General features: G+C 74.2%; 19 protein-coding genes. 7 read left to right on the top strand and 12 right to left on the bottom strand.

Going from position 1 to position 18068, the window contains the following annotated elements:
* Positions 1–12: 12 nt before the first annotated feature.
* The 5 genes from ACWEPF_RS07085 to ACWEPF_RS07065 all read right to left on the bottom strand — a co-directional run bounded on the left by ACWEPF_RS07085 (position 13) and on the right by ACWEPF_RS07065 (position 5877).
* The gene (locus ACWEPF_RS07085; RefSeq protein WP_452171752.1) at positions 13–1209 is read right to left on the bottom strand and encodes a cytochrome P450; all 1197 of its coding nucleotides are present in this window, start codon (positions 1207–1209) and stop codon (positions 13–15) included.
* Positions 1210–1241: 32 nt separating this feature from the next.
* Positions 1242–1964 carry a tRNA-dependent cyclodipeptide synthase gene (locus ACWEPF_RS07080; protein ID WP_452171751.1) on the bottom strand — a complete coding sequence of 241 codons (723 nt, stop codon included), beginning with the start codon at positions 1962–1964 and terminating at the stop codon, positions 1242–1244.
* 360 nt (positions 1965–2324) lie between these two features.
* Positions 2325–2783, bottom strand: coding sequence for a peptidylprolyl isomerase (locus ACWEPF_RS07075; protein ID WP_345279094.1), 459 nt, complete (start codon positions 2781–2783; stop codon positions 2325–2327).
* A 48-nt stretch (positions 2784–2831) separates the two neighbouring features.
* Entirely contained in the window at positions 2832–4274 is a 1443-nt protein-coding gene (locus ACWEPF_RS07070) for a pyridoxal phosphate-dependent decarboxylase family protein (protein WP_452171750.1), read from the bottom strand.
* Positions 4275–4539: 265 nt separating this feature from the next.
* Positions 4540–5877 carry a diaminobutyrate--2-oxoglutarate transaminase family protein gene (locus ACWEPF_RS07065; RefSeq protein WP_345279098.1) on the bottom strand — a complete coding sequence of 446 codons (1338 nt, stop codon included), beginning with the start codon at positions 5875–5877 and terminating at the stop codon, positions 4540–4542.
* A gap of 273 nt (positions 5878–6150) precedes the next feature.
* On the opposite strand from ACWEPF_RS07065, the gene ACWEPF_RS07060 reads away from it, so the two are divergent.
* Complete coding sequence (locus tag ACWEPF_RS07060) at positions 6151–7347, top strand: UDP-N-acetylglucosamine--N-acetylmuramyl-(pentapeptide) pyrophosphoryl-undecaprenol N-acetylglucosamine transferase (protein ID WP_452171749.1); 1197 nt, start codon at positions 6151–6153, stop codon at positions 7345–7347.
* Here the strand turns inward: ACWEPF_RS07060 and ACWEPF_RS07055 are convergent.
* Positions 7344–7913 carry a putative glycolipid-binding domain-containing protein gene (locus ACWEPF_RS07055; protein WP_452171748.1) on the bottom strand — a complete coding sequence of 190 codons (570 nt, stop codon included), beginning with the start codon at positions 7911–7913 and terminating at the stop codon, positions 7344–7346. The two genes, ACWEPF_RS07060 and ACWEPF_RS07055, sit on opposite strands and share 4 nt — an antisense overlap.
* An 83-nt stretch (positions 7914–7996) precedes the next feature.
* Between ACWEPF_RS07055 and ACWEPF_RS07050 the strand changes: the two genes are divergently transcribed.
* The gene (locus ACWEPF_RS07050; RefSeq protein ID WP_452171747.1) at positions 7997–9046 is read left to right on the top strand and encodes a PQQ-dependent sugar dehydrogenase; all 1050 of its coding nucleotides are present in this window, start codon (positions 7997–7999) and stop codon (positions 9044–9046) included.
* Positions 9047–9069: 23 nt separating this feature from the next.
* On the opposite strand, the gene ACWEPF_RS07045 is transcribed toward ACWEPF_RS07050, so the two are convergent.
* On the bottom strand, positions 9070–10023 hold the full coding sequence (locus tag ACWEPF_RS07045) for an N-acetyltransferase family protein (protein ID WP_452171746.1): 954 nt from the start codon (positions 10021–10023) through the stop codon (positions 9070–9072).
* 72 nt (positions 10024–10095) lie between these two features.
* Between ACWEPF_RS07045 and ACWEPF_RS07040 the strand changes: the two genes are divergently transcribed.
* The 4 genes from ACWEPF_RS07040 (at position 10096) to ACWEPF_RS07025 (ending at position 12065) form a co-directional block, all read left to right on the top strand.
* On the top strand, positions 10096–10680 hold the full coding sequence (locus ACWEPF_RS07040; RefSeq protein ID WP_452171745.1) for a class I SAM-dependent DNA methyltransferase: 585 nt from the start codon (positions 10096–10098) through the stop codon (positions 10678–10680).
* Positions 10681–10757: 77 nt separating this feature from the next.
* Positions 10758–11360, top strand: a complete 603-nt coding sequence (locus ACWEPF_RS07035) for a class I SAM-dependent methyltransferase (protein WP_345279112.1) — start codon at positions 10758–10760, stop codon at positions 11358–11360.
* Positions 11361–11388: 28 nt separating this feature from the next.
* Complete coding sequence (locus ACWEPF_RS07030) at positions 11389–11673, top strand: hypothetical protein (RefSeq protein WP_452171744.1); 285 nt, start codon at positions 11389–11391, stop codon at positions 11671–11673.
* Positions 11674–11735: 62 nt separating this feature from the next.
* The gene (locus ACWEPF_RS07025; protein WP_452171743.1) at positions 11736–12065 is read left to right on the top strand and encodes a hypothetical protein; all 330 of its coding nucleotides are present in this window, start codon (positions 11736–11738) and stop codon (positions 12063–12065) included.
* Positions 12066–12074: 9 nt separating this feature from the next.
* Here the strand turns inward: ACWEPF_RS07025 and ACWEPF_RS07020 are convergent, their stop codons facing one another.
* Together ACWEPF_RS07020 and ACWEPF_RS07015 are read right to left on the bottom strand one after the other, a co-directional pair.
* The gene (locus tag ACWEPF_RS07020; RefSeq protein ID WP_452171742.1) at positions 12075–12782 is read right to left on the bottom strand and encodes a response regulator; all 708 of its coding nucleotides are present in this window, start codon (positions 12780–12782) and stop codon (positions 12075–12077) included.
* Entirely contained in the window at positions 12779–14401 is a 1623-nt protein-coding gene (locus tag ACWEPF_RS07015; protein WP_452171741.1) for a sensor histidine kinase, read from the bottom strand. Before ACWEPF_RS07015 ends, ACWEPF_RS07020 begins: the two co-directional genes overlap by 4 nt.
* 157 nt (positions 14402–14558) lie before the next feature.
* On the opposite strand from ACWEPF_RS07015, the gene ACWEPF_RS07010 reads away from it, so the two are divergent.
* Positions 14559–15917 (top strand): cation:dicarboxylate symporter family transporter, encoded by a 1359-nt coding sequence (locus ACWEPF_RS07010; RefSeq protein WP_452171740.1) that lies wholly within the window; start codon positions 14559–14561, stop codon positions 15915–15917.
* Between the two features lie 94 nt (positions 15918–16011).
* On the opposite strand, the gene ACWEPF_RS07005 is transcribed toward ACWEPF_RS07010, so the two are convergent.
* The 3 genes from ACWEPF_RS07005 to ACWEPF_RS06995 form a co-directional block, all read right to left on the bottom strand.
* Positions 16012–16980, bottom strand: a complete 969-nt coding sequence (locus tag ACWEPF_RS07005) for a hypothetical protein (protein ID WP_452171739.1) — start codon at positions 16978–16980, stop codon at positions 16012–16014.
* A gap of 85 nt (positions 16981–17065) precedes the next feature.
* Positions 17066–17692, bottom strand: a complete 627-nt coding sequence (locus ACWEPF_RS07000) for a GTP-binding protein (RefSeq protein ID WP_452171738.1) — start codon at positions 17690–17692, stop codon at positions 17066–17068.
* Positions 17673–18002, bottom strand: a complete 330-nt coding sequence (locus ACWEPF_RS06995) for a DUF742 domain-containing protein (protein WP_452171782.1) — start codon at positions 18000–18002, stop codon at positions 17673–17675. Before ACWEPF_RS06995 ends, ACWEPF_RS07000 begins: the two co-directional genes overlap by 20 nt.
* Positions 18003–18068: the final 66 nt, after the last annotated feature.

The raw sequence follows: 18068 nt of genomic DNA, 5'->3' as shown, positions 1-18068 counted from the left end.
GCCCCGTGGCCACTACCAGAGGACGGGCAGGCGCTCCGGCAGGCGCTTGATGAAGCCCGGGCGCCAGGCGAGTTGCTCGATCGGGAGGGCGAGGCGCAGCTCGGGGAGGCGTTCCACCAGGACCGACAGGGCGATCTCGGCGTGGGTGCGGCCGAGGGCCGAGGCCGGGCAGAAGTGGCGGCCGGCGCCGAAGGCCAGGTGCGGGTTGGCCTCGCGGTCGAAGTCGATCCGTTCCGGGTCCGGGAAGACCTCCGGGTCGTAGTTGGCGCCCTCGATCAGGACCAGGACCAGCTCGCCCTCGCGGACCAGCACGTCCCCGACCTGGACATCGGCCAGGGCCAGCCGCGGCAGCGCGTCCCCGATCGACAGGTTGTACCGCAGCAGCTCGTCCACCGCCCGCCCGATCACCGCCGGCTCCCGCCGCAGCCGCTCCGCCAGCTCCGGCTGCTTCAGCAGCGCGATGACCGCGTGCAGCAGGAACGCCGAGGTCGACACCGCCCCCGCGCCGAAGAGCGAGAGCGCCACCGTCGCCAGCAGCTCGTCGTCCTCCAGGTCGTCCCGCACCTCCCGCAGCGCCACGAACCGCCCGAGCAGCCCGTCCTTCGGCGCCGGGTCCGCGTTCAACTTCCCCAGCATGTAGCCCAGATCGCGGTACCAGTTCGCCGCCGACCCCTCGAACACCTCGGGGCTGGTCAGGAAGGCCACGTCGATCCCGGACATCAGCTGCCGCCAGTCGTCCGCCGGGATCCCCAGCAGCCGGCAGTGCAGCGCCGCCGAGTACGGATCGGTGAACCCGTCCTTCAGCTCGCCCGGCGCGCCCTTCGCCACCAGCTCGTCGACCAGGCGGTGCGCCTCGGTCTCCAGCCAGCTCGCCAACTCCTTGTCCGCGCGCGGGGAGAGGGTCTTCATCACGGCGTCCCGCAGCCCGGCGCTGTTGATCTTGCCCATGTTGTCGACCACCTCCGGCGGGATGGTCAGCGCGTACTGCCGCGGCACCCCGGGGTTGGCGGTGGCCGGCAGGCTGAGCCGCTCGTCCTCCAGCACCTGCTTGGCCAGCGCGTAGCTGCTCACCAGCCAGGCCGGGTCGCCGGTCAGCGTGGTCACCCGGGCGACGGGGGCCTGCTCCCGCAGCAGGGTGGCCTCCTCGGGCAGTACGTCGCCGCGCCGGGAGAGCGGGAAGGTGTACGGGCACTGCGCACTCGTGGTCATCGAAGGAGCTCTCTCTTCCAAGGTCTCAAGGATCAGGCGGCGTCGGCCAGTTGCGGTGCGACCCGGGGCCGGAGCACCGCGTAGCCCTGGCCGGGGGCCGCCCGCAGGCCGTGGTCACGGCCGAACAGGACGGGGGTGAGCGGGAGTTCGACGTGGTAGCAGGAGACCGAGGACTCCACCCCGAGCAGGCTCGGGGTGTCCAGGAAGAACGGCAGCTCGGCCGCGATGTAGCCGAGCCCGGCGGCCAGTTGCTCCGCCGTGGGCGTCTCGTCCTCGGCCAGCCGGGAGGCCAGGAAGCCGGCCGCCATCAGTTCGGCGGCGGCGCGGAACTCGGCGTCCTCGTCCATCGCGGCCGCCACCTCGCCACGCAGCCGCCGGTAGGCCGTGGTGTCCGCGAACTCGGAGAGGGCGTGCACGCCGACCCCGCTCCGGCCGGCCAGCGCGACGCCGCGTTCGATCCGGCGCCTGGTCGCCTTGATCTCCTTGCCGGCCCGGCGCAGCGCCAGCTCGGCGGGGTAGCCGTTCACCGCGTACTGGGTGTCCACGTGCAGGTCGGCGTAGACCACGTCGACGGTGTCGAAGAACTGGCGTCCCCAACGGACGAGTTGGGCGATCCGCAGTTGACTGAAGTAGCTGTTGCCGGGGCTGACGCCGACCAGCAGGTGGTCGCCGCGCTGCCAGACCCGGTGGCAGCGGTCGGAGAACGGCAGGGCCTGGAAGGTGCTGAAGGTGGTGCTCAGGAGTGTTTCGGTCATGCCGAGGCCTCCGCAGGGCAGGGCTGAGTACGGGGGAAGGTTCGCGTCGATGCGGGAGTGGCCGCGCCGGATGACGGCGGGTTCGCTGCTCCCTCGCGCCGCAAGTCCCAAGGAGCCGTGTGCTCCCGGTGTGGCGGCGGCTACAAGAAGTTACCGCCGGGCTTCTCCTGATCCGCAAGCACACACCGGCGGTTGGCGAAAACCCGTCGGAGTGCGGCCGAAAACAGCTGGACAGCACCGGAGAAGGTATGTCCACGGATCCACCCCGGAATCACCCACGGGGCGTCAACTGCTCTGTCTTACCTACGAATTGTGACAGCCGGAGCGGCGCCCCGGCTGTCCTTTCCACCAAATTCCGGTTCAGTCACCGAGCGTGGCACTGACCACCCGGTCACCCGCCCTGAGCTGCTCGACCACGTCCATCCCCGAGGTGACCCGGCCGAAGACCGCGTAGTTCATGTCCAGGAAGGGGGCCGGGCCGAGGGTGATGTAGAACTGGCTGGAGGCGCTGTTCGGATTCTGGCTGCGGGCCATCGCCACCGCGCCGGCCTCGCCGTGCTGCAGGCCCGGCTTCACCTCCAGCGCGATGGTGCGCTCCCGGCCGGTCTCCGGATCGGTGAATCCACCGGTGCCGTTCCCCTTCGGATCGCCGCCCTGGATGACGAATCCCGGCTCGTGCCGGTGGAAGGTCAGGCCGTCGTAGAAGCCCCGGCCGACCAGGTCCGCGAAGTTCGCCGCCGTCACCGGCGCCTCGTCCTCGTAGAGCTCCACGGTGACCGAGCCCTTGGAGGTCTCGATCAGCACGGTTCGGTTCGCCACCGCCAACCACCTGCCATCACTGGGAGTGTCCTATTTTCGAACCATACGTCACATCTGCCCGGTCCGATCGGTTCTGATCCGCCCTCCGGCCACCACCACCTCGGCCAGCACCGCCGCCGTGTCGGCGGGCGTGGCCTCGGGGTTCAACAGGGTCAGCTTGAGCCGGATCCGCCCCGGCCCCTCACCCGGCAGCTCGGTGCGGCCCACCACCGCCCGGCCGGTCCGCAGCAGCTCCCGCCGCAGCTCGGCATTGAGCCGGTCCAGCTCCTCGGGCCCGGCTCCGCCCTCCGGGCGGTAGCGGAACACCACCGTGGACAGCACCGGCTCGCAGTACAGCTCCAGCCCCGGCATCCCCCGGACCGAGTCGGCGGTGGCCAGGGCCAGTTCACGACAGGCCTCCACCCGGGCGCCCAGCCCGGCCCGCCCGAAGGTCCGCAGCGTGACCAGCAGCTTGAACGCGTCGGCCCGCCGGGTGGTGCGCAGCGAACGGCCCAGCAGGCTCGGGTACCCGGCCTCGTCGTCGTCCGCCGGATTGAGGTAGACCGCCCGGCGCTCCAGCGGCCCGAAGCTCTCCGCCCGCCGGGCCAGGAACACCCCGGCGGCGGTCGGCTGCCAGCCGAACTTGTGCCAGTCGAGCGACACCGAGTCGGCCCGCTCGATCCCGGCGAGCAGCGGGGCCAGCCGCTCGGAGAGCAGCACTCCTCCCCCGTACGCGGCGTCCACGTGCAGCCAGGCCCCGTACTCCGCCGCCAGCTCCGCCGCCTCCGGCAGCGGATCCACCGCCCCGGTGTCCGTCACCCCGGCCGTGGCCACCACCGCCACCGGAGTCCTCCCCTGACGCACCGTCTCCTTCAACCGCTCCGCCAGCGCCGCCGGGTCCATCCTCAGCGTGCGGTCCACGGCGACGGGGAGCACGGCGCGCTCGCCGAGGCCGAGCAGGGCGGCGGCGCGCTGCACCGAGAAGTGCGCGGCCGCCGAGGCGAGGACCACCGGACGGCGGCCGGCCGGGACGCCGTCCACCGAGACCTCGCCGCCGAGGGCGTGGTCCCGGGCGAGGAACAGGCCCATCAGGTTGGACTCGGTCCCGCCCGTGGTCAGCACCCCGGCCGCGGTGGCCGGGTCGAAGCCGACCATCGCGGCGAGCTCGGCGATCAGCTCGGCCTCCATGGTGGTGGCGGCCGGGGCCTGGTCCCAGGAGTCGAGCGAGGGGTTCAGGGCGGAGACGGCGAGGTCGGCGGCGACGGCGACCGGGAGGGGCGGGCAGTGCAGGTGTGCCGCGCACGCCGGATGCCCGGGATCGGCCGAACCGTAGGCGAGCAGCTCGGTGAACCGCAGCAGCGCGTCGTCGTCCTGCTCCTGCAGGCCGAGCACCCCGCGGACCTGCTCCGCCAACGCCTCCGGCCCCACCGCCGGCACCGGCCCGCCCCGCCGGGCGGCCCCCACCTCCAACCCGATCAACGCCAGCTCCACCGCACTGCGAAGCTCGCTCACGCGGGTACTCCTTTCTGCACTTGGCCACGCCCCGGGGGCGCGAAGACCGTAGGTGGTCACCCCGGGGGCGCGAGGACCGTAGGTGGTCACCCCGGGGGCGCGAGGACCGTAGGTGGTCACCCCGGGGGCGCGAGGAACTGCGCGAGTCGGAAGGCGGCCCAGTGCTAGATCGGGGCAGGAGAGCCAGTTGCACGTGCTGCCGTTCCCCTGCGCGCAGTTCCTCGCGCCCCTGCGGGGCGCTCCCGCGGGGCGCTCCCGCGGGGTGTCAGCTCGCTTCGATGGCGTCGGCCAGGCGGTCGAGGACCGCGTCGACCTGGTCGTCGGTGATGGTGAGGGGCGGCAGCAGGCGGAGCACCGCGTCGTGGCGGCCGCCGAGTTCGACGATCAGGCCGCGTTCGAGGCAGGCCTCGCGGACGCGGCGGGCGAGGGCGGGATCGGCGGGGTGGGAGCCGCAGCGGTCCGGTTCGCCCGCCGGGTCGACGAGCTCGACGCCGATCATCAGGCCGCGGCCGCGGACGTCGCCGATCACCGGGAGCCGGCCCTTGAGCCCGTCCAGCCGCGCGGTCATCCGCGCGCCGAGCAGGGCCGCCCGCTCCACCAGCCCGTGCTCCGCGACGTACCGGAGGGTCGCGGCGCCGGCCGCCATCGCCAGGGTGTTGCCCCGGAAGGTGCCGGTGTGGGCACCGGGGAGCCAGCCGTCGTACTCCTCGCGGTAGACCACCACCGCCAGCGGCAGGCTGCCGCCGATGGCCTTCGAGAGGACCATCGCGTCGGGGACGATCCCGCTGTGCTCCACCGCCCACATGGCTCCGGTCCGGCCGACGCCGGTCTGCACCTCGTCCACGATCAGCGGGATCCCCCGCTCCGCCGTGATCCGCCGCATCTCCCGCAGCCAGCCGTCCGGCGCGGGCACCACGCCGCCCTCGCCCTGCACCGCCTCCAGGATCATCGCGGCGGGCGGCAGCACCCCGCCCGACGGGTCGTCAAGGAGCCGCTCCACGTAGGTGGCGGAGAGCTCGGCGCCCCGCGCGCCCTCCCCGAACGGGCAGCGGTAGGCGTAGGGGTACGGCAGCCGGGTGACCTCGCCCCCGGTCGGCAGCGGCTCCTTGACCTCCACCGAGCCGGTGACCGCCAGCGCCCCGGCCGTCATGCCGTGGTAGGCGCCGGTGAAGGCGAGCGCGCCCCGCCGACCCGTCGCGGTCTGCATCAGCTTCAGCGCGGCCTCGACCGCGTCGGTGCCGGCGGGGCCGCAGAAGTGCACCCGGGAGGAGGTGGCGAGGCCCTCGGGCAGGCTCTCGAAGAGCGCGGTGGTGAAGTCGTCCTTCTCGGCCGTGGCCAGGTCGAGCAGGTGGAGCGGGGCGCCGCTGTCCAGGGTGCGGCGGATGGCGGCGAGCACCACGGGGTGGTTGTGGCCGAGCACCAGGGTGCCGGCGCCGGAGAGGCAGTCCAGGTACCGGCGGCCGTCGGCGCCCTCGACCGTCATCCCGTTGGCGCGCACCGGCACGATCGGGAAGGAGCGGGCGTAGGTGCGGGCGGCCGATTCGCGGACGCGCTGGCGGCGCAGGATGGCGGCGCCGGCCGACGGGGCGGCGGTGAGGGACAAGGCGGACTCCCCTTTAGGTTAGGTAAGCCTAACTTTACTGGCCACCGATCCCCGCCCGGCCCGCACCCCGGAGATTCACCTGATCGGGTGCGCCTGACACCCCATCAACGAGCGGGCCGCGCCGAGGAAACGGCTCCCGGGCCACCGGGCCGCGACCGCGCCGGGCCGCCCTCCGGAGACCGCCCGGGACCACGTCATCCGTTCGGGTTACGATCGAGCAACGCCGGGCCTTGACCGCCCGTCACCACAGAGACCCGACGGAGAGCCACCACCGTGTACGACCACCACGCACCGAACGCGGCCCCGGCCACGGGGCGCTCGCTCCGGCTGATCGTCACCGGCGGCGGCACCGGCGGCCACACCTACCCCGCCCTCACCGCGATCCGCACCCTGCAGGCCAGGCTGGCCCGCTCCGGCGGCTCGCTGGACGTGCTCTGGGTCGGCACCGACAAGGGCCTGGAGGCCCGGGTCGCCCCCGCCGAGGGCATCCCGTTCAAGACCGTGGCCACCGGCAAGGTGCGGCGCTCCTCCAACCCGCTGAAGATGCTCTCCCCCGCCAACGTCAAGGACATGGCCCGGGTGCCGCTCGGCGCCGCCCAGGCCCGCTCGGTGGTCGCCGACTTCCGTCCGGACGTGGTGCTCGCCACCGGCGGCTACGTGGCGGTGCCGGTCGGCCTGGCCGCCAAGGCCTGCGGCCGCCCGCTGGTGGTGCACGAGCAGACCGTCCGCCTCGGCCTGGCCAACAAGGTGCTCGCCAAGGTCGCCGCCCGGGTCGCGGTCTCCTCCGAGTCCACCATCGGCCTGCTGCCCGAATCCGCCCGCGCCACCGCCGTGGTGACGGGCAATCCGGTCCGCCCCGAGGTGCTCACCGGGCACCCCGACAAGGCCGTCCAGGCCGTCGGGCTGCACGGCTTCGACCGCACGCTGCCCACCGTCTACGTCACCGGCGGCGCCCAGGGCTCGGCCCAGATCAACGGCCTGATCGCCCAGCTGCTGCCCTGGCTGCTCCAGTACGCCAACGTCTTCCACCAGTGCGGCCCCGCCAACGTCGAGGAGCTGGCCGCCAACGCCGCCGGCCTCCCGCCGCACCTGGCCGGCCGCTACCACCTCACCGGCTTCGTCGGCCCCGAGCTCCCGGACGTCCTGGCCCTCGCCGACGTCGTGGTCTCCCGCAGCGGCGCCGGCACCCTCGCCGAGCTCACCGCCCTCGGCAAGGCCGCCGTCTTCGTCCCGCTCGCCAGCTCGGCCGGCAACGAGCAGGCCCACAACGCCCGCCACCTCCAGGACGCCGGCGCCGCCGCCGCCCTCCTCGGCGAGGCCACCCCCGAGGCCCTCCACCAGCTCATCTCCCCCCTCCTCGCCGACCCCCACCGCCGCGCCGACATGGCCTCCCGCGCCCGCGCCCTGGGCCGCCCCGACGCCGCCGAACGCCTGGTCGACGTCCTCCTCTCGGTCGCCGGAGCCGTCTAACCCACGCGCTCCAGGCGGCGGGCGAGGTGCGGGTAGTCGAGGACCAGGCCCCGGTCGTCGACGGTGAGCTCGCTGTGGAAGTCGCCCGAGGCGTAGCGGACCCGGCCCGGGGCGAGGTGGGTGTAGTGCTGGCGGGACGGACGGACCGTCAGGTCCGGGACGGAGACCCAGGCCGTCAGGAGCTCGTGGGGGCCGGCCGGGCCCGGGGTGTGGTGGAGGGCGTGGCGCAGCACCGGCATGGTGTTGGTGAGCGGCGAGAGCCCGAGGTCGCAGTCGAGGGCCTCGGCCAGCTCGGGGAGGTCGCGGCCGTTGGCCTCCCAGCGGCCGCGTTCGTCGCGCCGCAGGTCCAGCTCGCGGACGCCCTCGGCGGAGTCGGCGGTCACCCGCAGGCGGCGGGTGACGTACCGCGGGCCGGTCTCCAGCCGGTAGGTCAGCCAGTACGGCCGCGGCGCGGTGCCGACCACCCGACCCCGGGCGGCGAGGGTGTCCGGGGTGAGCTCCACCCAGGCGGTCTCGTACCCCTGACTCTCGGTCACTTCCCAGGTCAGCACGGTCTTGGCGGTCATGACCGCCACGGTAGTACGGCCGGGGCTTCCCTCGGCCGAGGCGCCGTGGTGTGCTGGGAGGGATCACCGAGGAGGAGTCCCGGATGAGACCGCACCGAGCCGCCGCTGCCCTGGCCGCCCTGCTGGCCGCCGGCTGCACCCCCGTGCCCCAGCCGGACGCACCGGCACCGGTCAGGGACGACCGCACCGTCCGGGTGACCGCCACGGTGGCCGAGGGCCTGGACACCCCCTGGGGGCTGGCCCGGCTGCCGGACGGCGGACTGCTGGTCGGCTCGCGGGACGAGGGCCGGATCACCCGGATCGCCGCCGACGGCTCCCGCACGGACTTCGGGACGGTGCCGGGCGTGGTGCCGGGCGGCGAGGGCGGGCTGCTCGGCCTGGCCGTCTCCCCGGACGGGCAGCGGCTGTACGCGTACCTGACGGCCGCCGAGGACAACCGCGTCCTGAGCTTCGCCCTGGCCGACGGGGGCCCGGGCCCCGCGAGCACCGTGCTGACCGGCATCCCGAAGGGGCCGACCCACGACGGCGGACGGATCGCCTTCGGCCCGGACGGCCTGCTCTACGTCGGCACCGGCGACGCCGGGCGGCGCGAGGCGGCCCAGGACCGTTCCTCCCTCGGCGGCAAGATCCTGCGCCTCACCCCCGACGGCGACCCGGCCCCCGGCAACCCCTTCCCCGGCTCCCCCGTCTACTCGCTCGGGCACCGCAACGTGCAGGGTCTCGCCTGGGACGCCCAGGGGCAGCTCTGGGCGGCCGAGTTCGGCCAGGACACCTGGGACGAGCTGAACCGGATCACCCCCGGCGCCAACTACGGCTGGCCCGTGGTCGAGGGTCGGGCCGGCCGCGAGGGCTACGCCGATCCGGTGGCCCAGTGGAAGCCCGCCGAGGCCTCCCCGAGCGGCATCGCGTACGCCGACGGCGCGATCTGGCTGGCCGCCCTGCGGGGCAGCCGCCTCTGGCGCGTCCCGGTGGACGGCGGCAGCCCGTCCTCCTACCTGGCCGGCGCGCACGGCCGCCTGCGCACCGTCCTCTCCGAACCGGGCGGCACGCTGCTGCTGACCACCAGCAACACCGACGGCCGCGGCGAGGTCCGCCCGGGCGACGACCACCTGTACCGGGTCGCCGTCCGCTGACGTGGCCGCCGACTGACGCGGCCTCAGACCGGGCGGGTCAACTCCCAGGTGTCGACGGCGAAGTCGAGCGTCATGCCGTGCCGCTCGTAGAGGGCCAGCGCACCCGTGCTGTTGTCGGTGTCGACACCGAGGCCGACCCGGTCGCGGCCGAGGGCGGTGGCGTAGTGGGCGAAGAAGTGCCGCAGCAGGTAGCTGCCGAGGCCGCGGCCACGGGCCGAGTCGAGAACGCCCAGATTGGCCGCCCAGCCCATGGTGGTGCGGTCGTTGCGGGTGCGGAGCGCGGCCACGTCCTCGCCGTCCAGGGAGGCGATCCAGACCAGCGACCAGTCGGCGCGCTCGCCGTCGATGTCGTGCAGCCACTGCTCGTAGCTGCGCGGCTGGTGGTCGAAGTGCTCGGCGAAGCTCTCCTGGAGCAGCCGGTGGGCGGTGCGGCGGTCCGCCTCCTCCGTGCAGTCCCGGAGGGTGACGCCGCTGGGCGGCACGGGCACCGGGTGCGCGGCGGCGACCACGTCCCGGGCCATCACGTTGTAGCGCCGCACCGGGCGCCAGCCGCGGGCGCGCAGGGCGTCGGTGTCGACGGTGGGGGCGGTGTTGAGGTGCATGTGGATCACGGCCCGCTCGGCGCCGTTGCCGGCCGCGCGCTCGACAGCGCGGGCCTCCATCAGCTCGAACAGGTGGAGCGTCCCCGGGAGTTGGTCCGGCAGGACGTACTGGTCCATGTCGATCCGCTCGGCGCCCGAGTCGTCCCAGAGCAGCCCGTAGCCGATCAGCCGCTCGCCCTGGAAGAGCAGCCAGGAGTCCTTCTCCAGGTCCACCTCGGGGTGCTTGAGGTCGGCCTCGACCTCGTTCAGCTCGGTCTCGGCCCGGCCGATCTCCAGCAGGTCGATCTCGTTGAGCAGCGCGCAGACCGCCTCGGCGTCGCCGAGCGTCGCCGGACGCACCGTCAGCCCGGCGGGGGGCGTTCCTGTCGTGGTCATACCCTTCACCCTCCCACCGGGCCCGGCGGGCCGCGAACCATTTTCCGCCCGCGCCGGGACTAGGCTCCGGTCATGCGCACCAGCTCCGAGGTCCGTGCCTTCTTCGCCGAGCGGGCGGCGGGCTGGGACGCCAAGTTCGCCGACGACCCGCCACGGTACGCCGCCGCCATCGCCGAACTCGGCCCGCTGGACGGCGCGTTCATCCTCGACGCCGGATGCGGCACCGGCCGCGCCCTGCCCCTGCTCCGCGCCGCCGTCGGTCCCGCCGGGCGGGTGGTCGGGGTGGACCTGACGCCCGAGATGCTCGCGGAGGCGGCCGCGCACGACGGCGTGGACGCCCTGGCGGTGGCCGACTGCACGCGCCTTCCGCTCCCCGCCGCCACCGCCGACCTGGTCTTCGCCGCCGGCCTGCTCCCCAACCTGCCCGAACCCGCCACCGGCCTGCGTGAGTTCGCCCGCGTCACCCGCCCCGGCGGCCGCCTCGCCCTCTACCTCCCGCTCTCCCGCACCGCCCTCGCCGCCCGGCACGGCCGCGACCCCGCCACCGACCCGCAGTCCGCGCCCCTCCTCCGCCCGCTCCTGGCCGCCACCGGCTGGCACCTCGTCAGCCACCGCGACGCGGACGACCACTTCCTCGCGGTGGCGGTCCGCGCCTGAGCGGGAAGGTGGCGAGGTACGGGCCGGGTCGGCGGCCTCCCGGCCCGATCGCCGCGCCGGCACCTAAGCTGCTGGTCATGGCACACGAAGCGAGCATCTCCGGCATCCGAGAGTTCTTCGCCGCGCGGGCGGACACCTGGGACTCCAAGTACCCCGACGACAGTCCGCGCTACGCCGCCGCCATCGCCGAACTCGGGCCACTGGACGGTGCGTTCATCCTCGACGCCGGATGCGGCACCGGCCGCGCCCTCCCCCTCCTGAAGGCCGCCGCCGGCAAGACCGGCACCGTGCTCGGCGTGGACGTGACCCCCGAGATGCTCCGTCGCGCCGCCGCCCACGCCGCCGAGGCCCGGGTGGTCCTCGCCGACTGCGAGCGGCTTCCCCTCCCCGACGCCACCGCCGACGTGGTCTTCGCCGCCGGCCTGGTCAACCACCTCCCCGACCCCGCGGCCGGCCTGCGCGAACTCGCCCGCGTCACCCGCCCCGGCGGCCGCCTGGTCCTCTTCCACGCCATCGGCCGCGCCGTCCTCGCCGCCCGCCACCAACGCGCCCTCACCCCCGACGACCTCCGCGCCGAACCCAACCTCCGCCCCCTCCTCACCGCCAACGGCTGGCACATGGACACCTACACCGACACCGACGACCGCTACCTGGTGATCGCCACCAAGCACGCAGAGTGAGTGGCATCAGCGGTGGTAACCTTGCGGCATGTCTGAGTCGCCGTTCAAGAAGTACAGCGTCTCGATGCCGGAAGAGGTCGCGGAGGACGTCCGCAACCGCGCCGGCAAAGGCGCCTTCAGCGCGTACGTCACGGCCGCCGTCGAACGGCAGATAGAGCGCGACCGCCTCGCGGAGCTCGTGGACGATCACGAGCAGCGCCACGGCACCGTCCCGGACACGACGGTCCAGGAGGCCACGCGGAGCTTCGACGAGGCCGAGCGGAGGTACGCCAAGTGGCTCGCAGGTCGGACGGAGGAGCCCCTGGCCGGCTGAGCGCCGGGTCCCTCGTCCTGGACAGCCAGGGGCTGGCGCTGGCTGCGGCCGACGATCTGCGGGTGGCCGGCTACCTGAAGTCCGCCGTCGCACGCGACATCCGGGTCGTCACCAGCACGCTCACCCTGCTGGAGGCGGTCAACCCGAAACAGTCGAAGGCCCGCTGGGCGTACCTGCTCTCCCGCATCCAGATCGAGGACGTGACGCTGGAACTGACGATGCGGGCCATGTCCCTGCTTCGCGATTCAGGCCTGCACGGCCACAAGTACGCCATCGATTCGGTGATCGCCGCCACCGCCATGGCGTGTTCGGGCCCGGTCACGATGCTCACCAGCCACGTCGACGACATGTCGAAGCTGTGCGACGGACGCGTCCTGCTCGTCCAGGTGTGACCTGCGGAGCTACGGTCGCGCGCCGCTGCGCCAGCGGTAGTGGAGTTCGGGGCGGCCGACGGTGCCGTAGCGGGGTTCGCGGGCGGCCAGGCCGGTGGTGACGAGGTGTTCGAGGTAGCGGCGGGCGGTGATGCGGGAGACGCCGGTGGCGGTGGCGGCGGCGGTGGCGGTGAGGCCTTCGGGGGCGGTGCGCAGGACGGCGGCGAGGGTGTCGAGGGTGGGGGCGCTGAGGCCCTTGGGGAGGGCGGTGCGGTCGGGGGTGCGGAGGGCGGCGAGGGCCTGGTCGACCTCGTCCTGGCCGGTGGCCTCGCCGGTGCGGGCCAGGGTGGCGTGGTAGCGGGCGTAGCGTTCCAGACGGTCCGTCAGGGCGGCGCTGGTGAAGGGCTTGAGCAGGTACTGGACGACGCCGGCGGAGACGGCCGAGCGGACCATGGCGAGGTCGCGGGCCGAGGTGACGGCGATGACGTCGGCGGTGTGGCCGGCGGCCCGGAGGGTGCGGCAGAACTGGAGGCCGTGGCCGTCGGGGAGGTGGAGGTCCAGCAGGATCAGGTCGACGGGCGTGCCCTCGGCGCGGGCCCGGTCGAGCAGGCGGCGGGCGGCGGCGCAGCTGTGGGCCGTCCCGGCGGCGCGGAAGCCGGGGGTGCGGGAGACGTAGAGGGTGTGGGCGTCGGCGGCGACCGGGTCGTCCTCGACGACCAGGACGGAGATGGTGGTCATGCCGTGGCCTCCCGCTGGAGGGGCAGGCGGACGGTCAGGACGGCGCCGTCGGAGGCGGAGCCGCCGACGGTGACGGTGCCGCCGTTGCGGCGGGCGGTCTGACGGACCAGGGCCAGCCCGAGGCCGCGCCCGCCGGAGGAGGCCTTGGTGGTCCAGCCGCGGTCGAAGACCTCGCCGGCGGCCGCGGGGTCGATGCCGGGGCCGGAGTCGGCGACCCGGAGGAGGAGTTCGGGGCCGTCGACCCGGGCGGTGACGGTGACTTCGGGGGCACGGGCGGCGGCGTTCTCGATGGCGGCGTCGACCGCGTTGTCGACCAGGTTGCCCAGCACGGTGACCAGGTCGCGCGGGGTGAGGCCGGGCGGCAGGACGCCGTCGTCGATCCGGCTGTCCTCGGTGAGGGTGAGGTCGACGCCGCGCTCGAAGGCCTGCGCGGTCTTGCCGAGCAGCAGCGCGGCGAGCACGGGTTCGCCGACGGCGGCCACCACCCGGTCGGTGAGCTGCTGGGCGAGTTCGAGTTCGGCGGTGGCGAACTCCACCGCCTCGCGGTGGCGGCCGAGTTCGATCAGGGAGACCACCGCGTGCAGACGGTTGGCGGCCTCGTGGGCCTGCGCGCCGAGTGCCTCCGCGAAGCCCCGGACGGAGTCCAACTCTCCCGACAGCGACTGGAGTTCGGTGTGGTCCCGGAAGGTGACCACGGTACCGAGGCCCGGGCCGACGGCGGAGGTGTTGACCACCACGACCCGCTCCTCGGTGAGGTGCACCTCGTCGCGGGCGGGGTCGTCCCCGGTGAGCGCCCGCACCAGGGAGGGCGGCAGCCCGAGCGAGCGGACCTCGGCCCCGTCCAACGGGCCGGTGAGGCCGAGGAGTTCGCGGGCGGCGTCGTTGCAGAGCACCACCCGGCCGTGCCGGTCGAGCAGCACCAGGCCCTCCCGGACGGAGTGCAGCGTCGCCTGGTGGTAGTCGTAGAGGTGGCTGAGTTCGGCGGCACCCATGCCGTGGGTGTGGCGGCGCAGCCGGGCGTTGGCCAGGTAGGTGGCGAGGCCGCCGAGCAGGACGGCGGCGGCCGCGACGGCCCCCAGGGCCAGCAGCGGGCCGCGCAGTTGGGCGCTGATGGACTGGACGGTGATGCCCGCGCTGACCAGGCCGACCACCCGGGTGCCGTCCTGCACCGGGACCACCACGCGGACGGAGGGGCCGAGGGTGCCGGTGTAGGTCTCCCGGAACACCTGGCCGGCCAGGGCCTGTTCGGTGTGGCCGAGGAAGCGCTTGCCGATCTGGGCCGGGTCGCGGTGGGTCCAGCGGATGCCGTCGGGGGCCATCACGGTGACGAAGTCGACCCCGGTGTCGCGGCGGACCTGCTCGGCGTACGGCTGGAGCGTGGCGGAGGGGTCGGGGGTCAGCGCGGCGGCCCGCACGTCGGGCGCGTCGGCGACCGAGCGGGCGACGGCGGTGACCTGGCGCAGCGCGGCGTCCTCGGCCCGCCCGGCGGTGAACAGGTAGGCGAGCACCGCTCCCCCGGCCACCACGGCGGCCACGATGACCACCTGCACCACGAAGAGCTGCCCGGCCAGGCTGCGGGCCCGGCGGCGCTTGGGGAGGTCCGGGGGGCGCGCGTCCATGCAGGCCAGTGTGCACTGCCGGGGAGCGGAGCCGGATCCTGCGGGCGCGTGAACTCTATGAACGCAAACGTGACCTGGCTCACGTCCGCACGGGATGGTCTTCTCCGACCCCTCCACCCACGGGTCGACGTCGTACCCAGGCGAAGGAGCCTCCCCCATGACCAGGACAGCAGCCCCGGGCCGCAGAGACCGGACGCACTACCTCTACCTCGCGGTGATCGTCGCCGTGCTGGCCGGTGTCGTGGTCGGTCTGGCCGCGCCGGACTTCGCGGTGGAGCTCAAGCCGGTCGGCACCGGGTTCGTGAACCTGATCAAGATGATGATCAGCCCGGTGATCTTCTGCACCATCGTGCTCGGCATCGGCTCGGTGACCAAGGCGGCCAAGGTCGGCCGGGTCGGCGGCCTCGCGCTCGGCTACTTCCTGGTGATGTCCACCGTCGCGCTGGCCATCGGCCTGCTGGTCGGCAACCTGCTGGAGCCCGGCTCCGGCCTGCACCTGACCCAGGCGCTGGCCAAGGCCGGCCACGCCCAGGCCACCGCCGGGCACGCGCAGTCCACCACCGACTTCCTGCTCGGGATCATCCCCACCACGCTCCTCTCGGCCCTCACCGAGGGCAAGGTGCTGCAGACCCTGCTGGTCGCGCTGCTGGCCGGCTTCGCGCTCCAGGCGATGGGCTCCGCCGGCGCCCCGGTGCTGCGCGGGATCGAGCACGTGCAGCGGCTGGTGTTCCGGGTGATGTCGATGATCATGTGGCTGGCGCCGGTCGGTGCCTTCGGCGCCATCGCCGCCGTGGTCGGGGCGACCGGGACGGCGGCCCTGAAGAGCCTCGCCGTCATCATGATCGGCTTCTACCTGACCTGTCTGCTGTTCGTGGTGGTGGTGCTCGGCGGGCTGCTGCGGCTCGCCGCCGGGGTGAACGTCTTCGGCCTGCTGCGCTACCTCGGCCGGGAGTTCCTGCTGATCCTGTCGACCTCCTCCTCGGAGAGCGCCCTGCCCCGGCTGATCGCCAAGATGGAGCACCTCGGGGTGAGCCGCCCGGTGGTCGGCATCACCGTGCCGACGGGCTACTCCTTCAACCTCGACGGCACCGCGATCTACCTCACCATGGCCTCGATCTTCATCTCCGAGGCGCTGGACAAGCCGATGTCCCTCGGTCAGCAGCTCGGCCTGCTGGTCTTCATGGTGATCGCCAGCAAGGGCGCGGCCGGGGTCACCGGCGCGGGCCTGGCCACCCTGGCCGGCGGCCTGCAGTCCCACCGGCCCGAACTGGTCGACGGCGTCGGCCTGATCGTGGGCATCGACCGCTTCATGTCCGAGGCCCGCGCCCTCACCAACTTCGCGGGCAACGCGGTGGCCACCGTGCTGATCGGCCACTGGACCAAGGAGCTCGACCGGGAGCGGATGGCCGAGGTGCTGGCCGGCCGGCTGCCCTTCGACGAGAGCACCCTGGTCGACGGCGGCCACGGCACCGTCCCGGAGCAGGCCACCGCACCCGTCCTGGAGAAGACCGGCTGACGCCCCCTCATGACTCGCAGGCCCCGCCCGGGAACACCACGACCGGGCGGGGCCTGCGCCGTCCCCGGCCCGGCCCCCGGGTTCACCGGCCCGCTCAGAGGTCGTGGCGGGCGCCGCTGAGCACCCAGGACAGGCCGGTGGCCGGGTCCTCCATGGCCAGGTGCAGGAAGCGCAGCTCGTCGTCCGGCTCGTACCAGGTGAAGCAGCGCAGCCGGGAGACCAGGGCGTTCACCTCGGCCACCGACAGGGCGCACCCCGCCTCCTCGCCGGTCATCGCGGCCAGGATCCGCCAGACCGCGAGGCGGCCCTCGGCGCAGCCCTGCCACGGGCGGTCGGAGGCGGCCTGCACCAGCGCCGGGTAGACCGCGCCGAACGGCAGATGCCCCCCGGTGACCCGGCGCTCCGGGGTCAGCTGTGCGGCGGCGGCCGGCGCGACCCCCCGGACGCAGCGGGCCGTGGCCCACGGTACGGCGGCTGCCAGCAGCCTGGTCGCGGCCAGGCCGAGCACCTGCTCCCCGCGCTCGGGCAGCTCGACCGGGCCGAGGCCCTCCAGGCCGGCCGGCAGGGTGAGCAGCGCCCGCCGCGCACCGCCGGCCGGCAGGTACTCCCGCACCAGGGCATCGGGCTGACCGGCCGCCAGCTCCCAGGGCTCCGCGGCCAGCGGCACGCCTTCGGGATCGGGCTCGGCACCGTGGCCGAGCTGCTCGCCGAGCAGCACCCGGGTGTGCCGCACCAGCCGCCGCACCGGCTCCGGGCCGAGCAACGGGGCCAGCCGGCGCCAGGTGTGACGGGTCGCCAGCACCTCCCAGAGCGGGCCGCTGTCGTGGTCGGCGGTGGTCGCGGTGCTGCCCGGGCCGCCGTCCGGGTCGAACAGCCGCGCCGCCACCTCGGGCGGCGCCCCGTACGCGATCAGGTGCCCGAGCGGGGCGGTCTCGGCCGCCCCCTGGGCCTCGCCGCGCAGCTCGGCGCCGACCGCGCGGGACTCCCGGTAGAGCCCGAGGAGGTCGGGCCAGCGCTCCTCGTCGGCCAGCGTCCGCAGCGAGCGGCACTCGTAGGTGATCACATTTTCAGCGTACGGATCGTGACGGCCCGTCAAGGGAGGCGCGGCCGGTCCGGGCGGTGGACGCTGCGCCGATCGCGCCGCGCGCTCAGCCGCCGACCTGTTCCAGCAGACGGGCGGCGTGCACCCGGCCCGCGTGCTCCACCAGGTTGACCAGGACCTCCTTGCCGGACTCCCGGCGACGGGCGTCGCAGATCACCACGGGGGTGGAGCCGTCCAGGTCCAGCGCCCGGGCGACCTCCTCGGGGCCGAACTCGCGGGTGCCGGCGAAGCGGTTGACCGCGACCACGAAGGGGATGCCCCGGTGCTCGAAGAAGTCCACCGCCGGGAAGCAGTCCGTCAGCCGCCGGGTGTCCGCCAGCACCACGGCTCCCAGGGCGCCCTGGGCCAGCTCGTCCCAGAGGAACCAGAAGCGGTCCTGCCCGGGTGTGCCGAACAGGTAGACCGACAGGCCCTCCCGGATGGTGATCCGGCCGAAGTCCATCGCCACCGTGGTGGTGGTCTTCCGCTCCACCCCGCCGGTGTCGTCCACCCCGGCCCCCGCCAGGGTGAGCTGCTCCTCGGTGCGCAGCGGGCGGATCTCGCTGACCGAGCCGACCAGGGTGGTCTTGCCGACGCCGAAGCCCCCGGCCACCAGGATCTTCAGGGCCAGGTCGGCCTCGGCGTCGGCGTCGGCCGAAGGGGCGGAGGAGCGGTCAGAGCGCGCGGAGTCCATGGATGACCTCACGGAGGATGTGCTCGTCGGGGAGCAGGGCGGGCGGGACGGGGCGGCGGACCCGGATGTAGCCGGCGGTCAGCAGGTCGCCGAGCAGGACCCGGACCACCCCGAGCGGGAGGTCGGTCTCGGCGGCGATCTCGGCCACCGAGAGGGCGTCGTCGCGGCACAGGCCGAGGATCGCGCCGTGCTCGGGCCCCACCGGCGGGTCGGAGCCCTCGGGCAGGTCGCTGACCACCAGGGCGATCAGGTCGAACTCCCGCCCGGTGGGCACGGTGCGGCCCTGGACGAGCGCGTACGAGCGGACCATCGGCCCGGCCTCGCCGTCGTACCAGCGGGTGTGCCGCTCGGGCTCGGACGGGTAGCCGAAGGCGGT

This window comes from Kitasatospora sp. NPDC004289, assembly GCF_053602875.1.
Note: the sequence above shows the minus strand (reverse complement) of the source record. Positions and strands in the feature narration are given on the sequence as shown.

Coding starts and splice junctions, on each gene's coding strand:
- ACWEPF_RS07085 (WP_452171752.1), bottom strand. CDS start 1,209: ATGACCACGAGTGCGCAGTGCCCGTACACCTTCCCGCTCTCCCGGCGC.
- ACWEPF_RS07010 (WP_452171740.1), top strand. CDS start 14,559: ATGACCAGGACAGCAGCCCCGGGCCGCAGAGACCGGACGCACTACCTC.
- ACWEPF_RS07000 (WP_452171738.1), bottom strand. CDS start 17,692: ATGGACTCCGCGCGCTCTGACCGCTCCTCCGCCCCTTCGGCCGACGCC.
- ACWEPF_RS07080 (WP_452171751.1), bottom strand. CDS start 1,964: ATGACCGAAACACTCCTGAGCACCACCTTCAGCACCTTCCAGGCCCTG.
- ACWEPF_RS07015 (WP_452171741.1), bottom strand. CDS start 14,401: ATGGACGCGCGCCCCCCGGACCTCCCCAAGCGCCGCCGGGCCCGCAGC.
- ACWEPF_RS07035 (WP_345279112.1), top strand. CDS start 10,758: ATGGCACACGAAGCGAGCATCTCCGGCATCCGAGAGTTCTTCGCCGCG.
- ACWEPF_RS07030 (WP_452171744.1), top strand. CDS start 11,389: ATGTCTGAGTCGCCGTTCAAGAAGTACAGCGTCTCGATGCCGGAAGAG.
- ACWEPF_RS07055 (WP_452171748.1), bottom strand. CDS start 7,913: ATGACCGCCAAGACCGTGCTGACCTGGGAAGTGACCGAGAGTCAGGGG.
- ACWEPF_RS07020 (WP_452171742.1), bottom strand. CDS start 12,782: ATGACCACCATCTCCGTCCTGGTCGTCGAGGACGACCCGGTCGCCGCC.
- ACWEPF_RS07045 (WP_452171746.1), bottom strand. CDS start 10,023: ATGACCACGACAGGAACGCCCCCCGCCGGGCTGACGGTGCGTCCGGCG.
- ACWEPF_RS06995 (WP_452171782.1), bottom strand. CDS start 18,002: ATGGTCCGCTCGTACGCGCTCGTCCAGGGCCGCACCGTGCCCACCGGG.
- ACWEPF_RS07050 (WP_452171747.1), top strand. CDS start 7,997: ATGAGACCGCACCGAGCCGCCGCTGCCCTGGCCGCCCTGCTGGCCGCC.
- ACWEPF_RS07040 (WP_452171745.1), top strand. CDS start 10,096: ATGCGCACCAGCTCCGAGGTCCGTGCCTTCTTCGCCGAGCGGGCGGCG.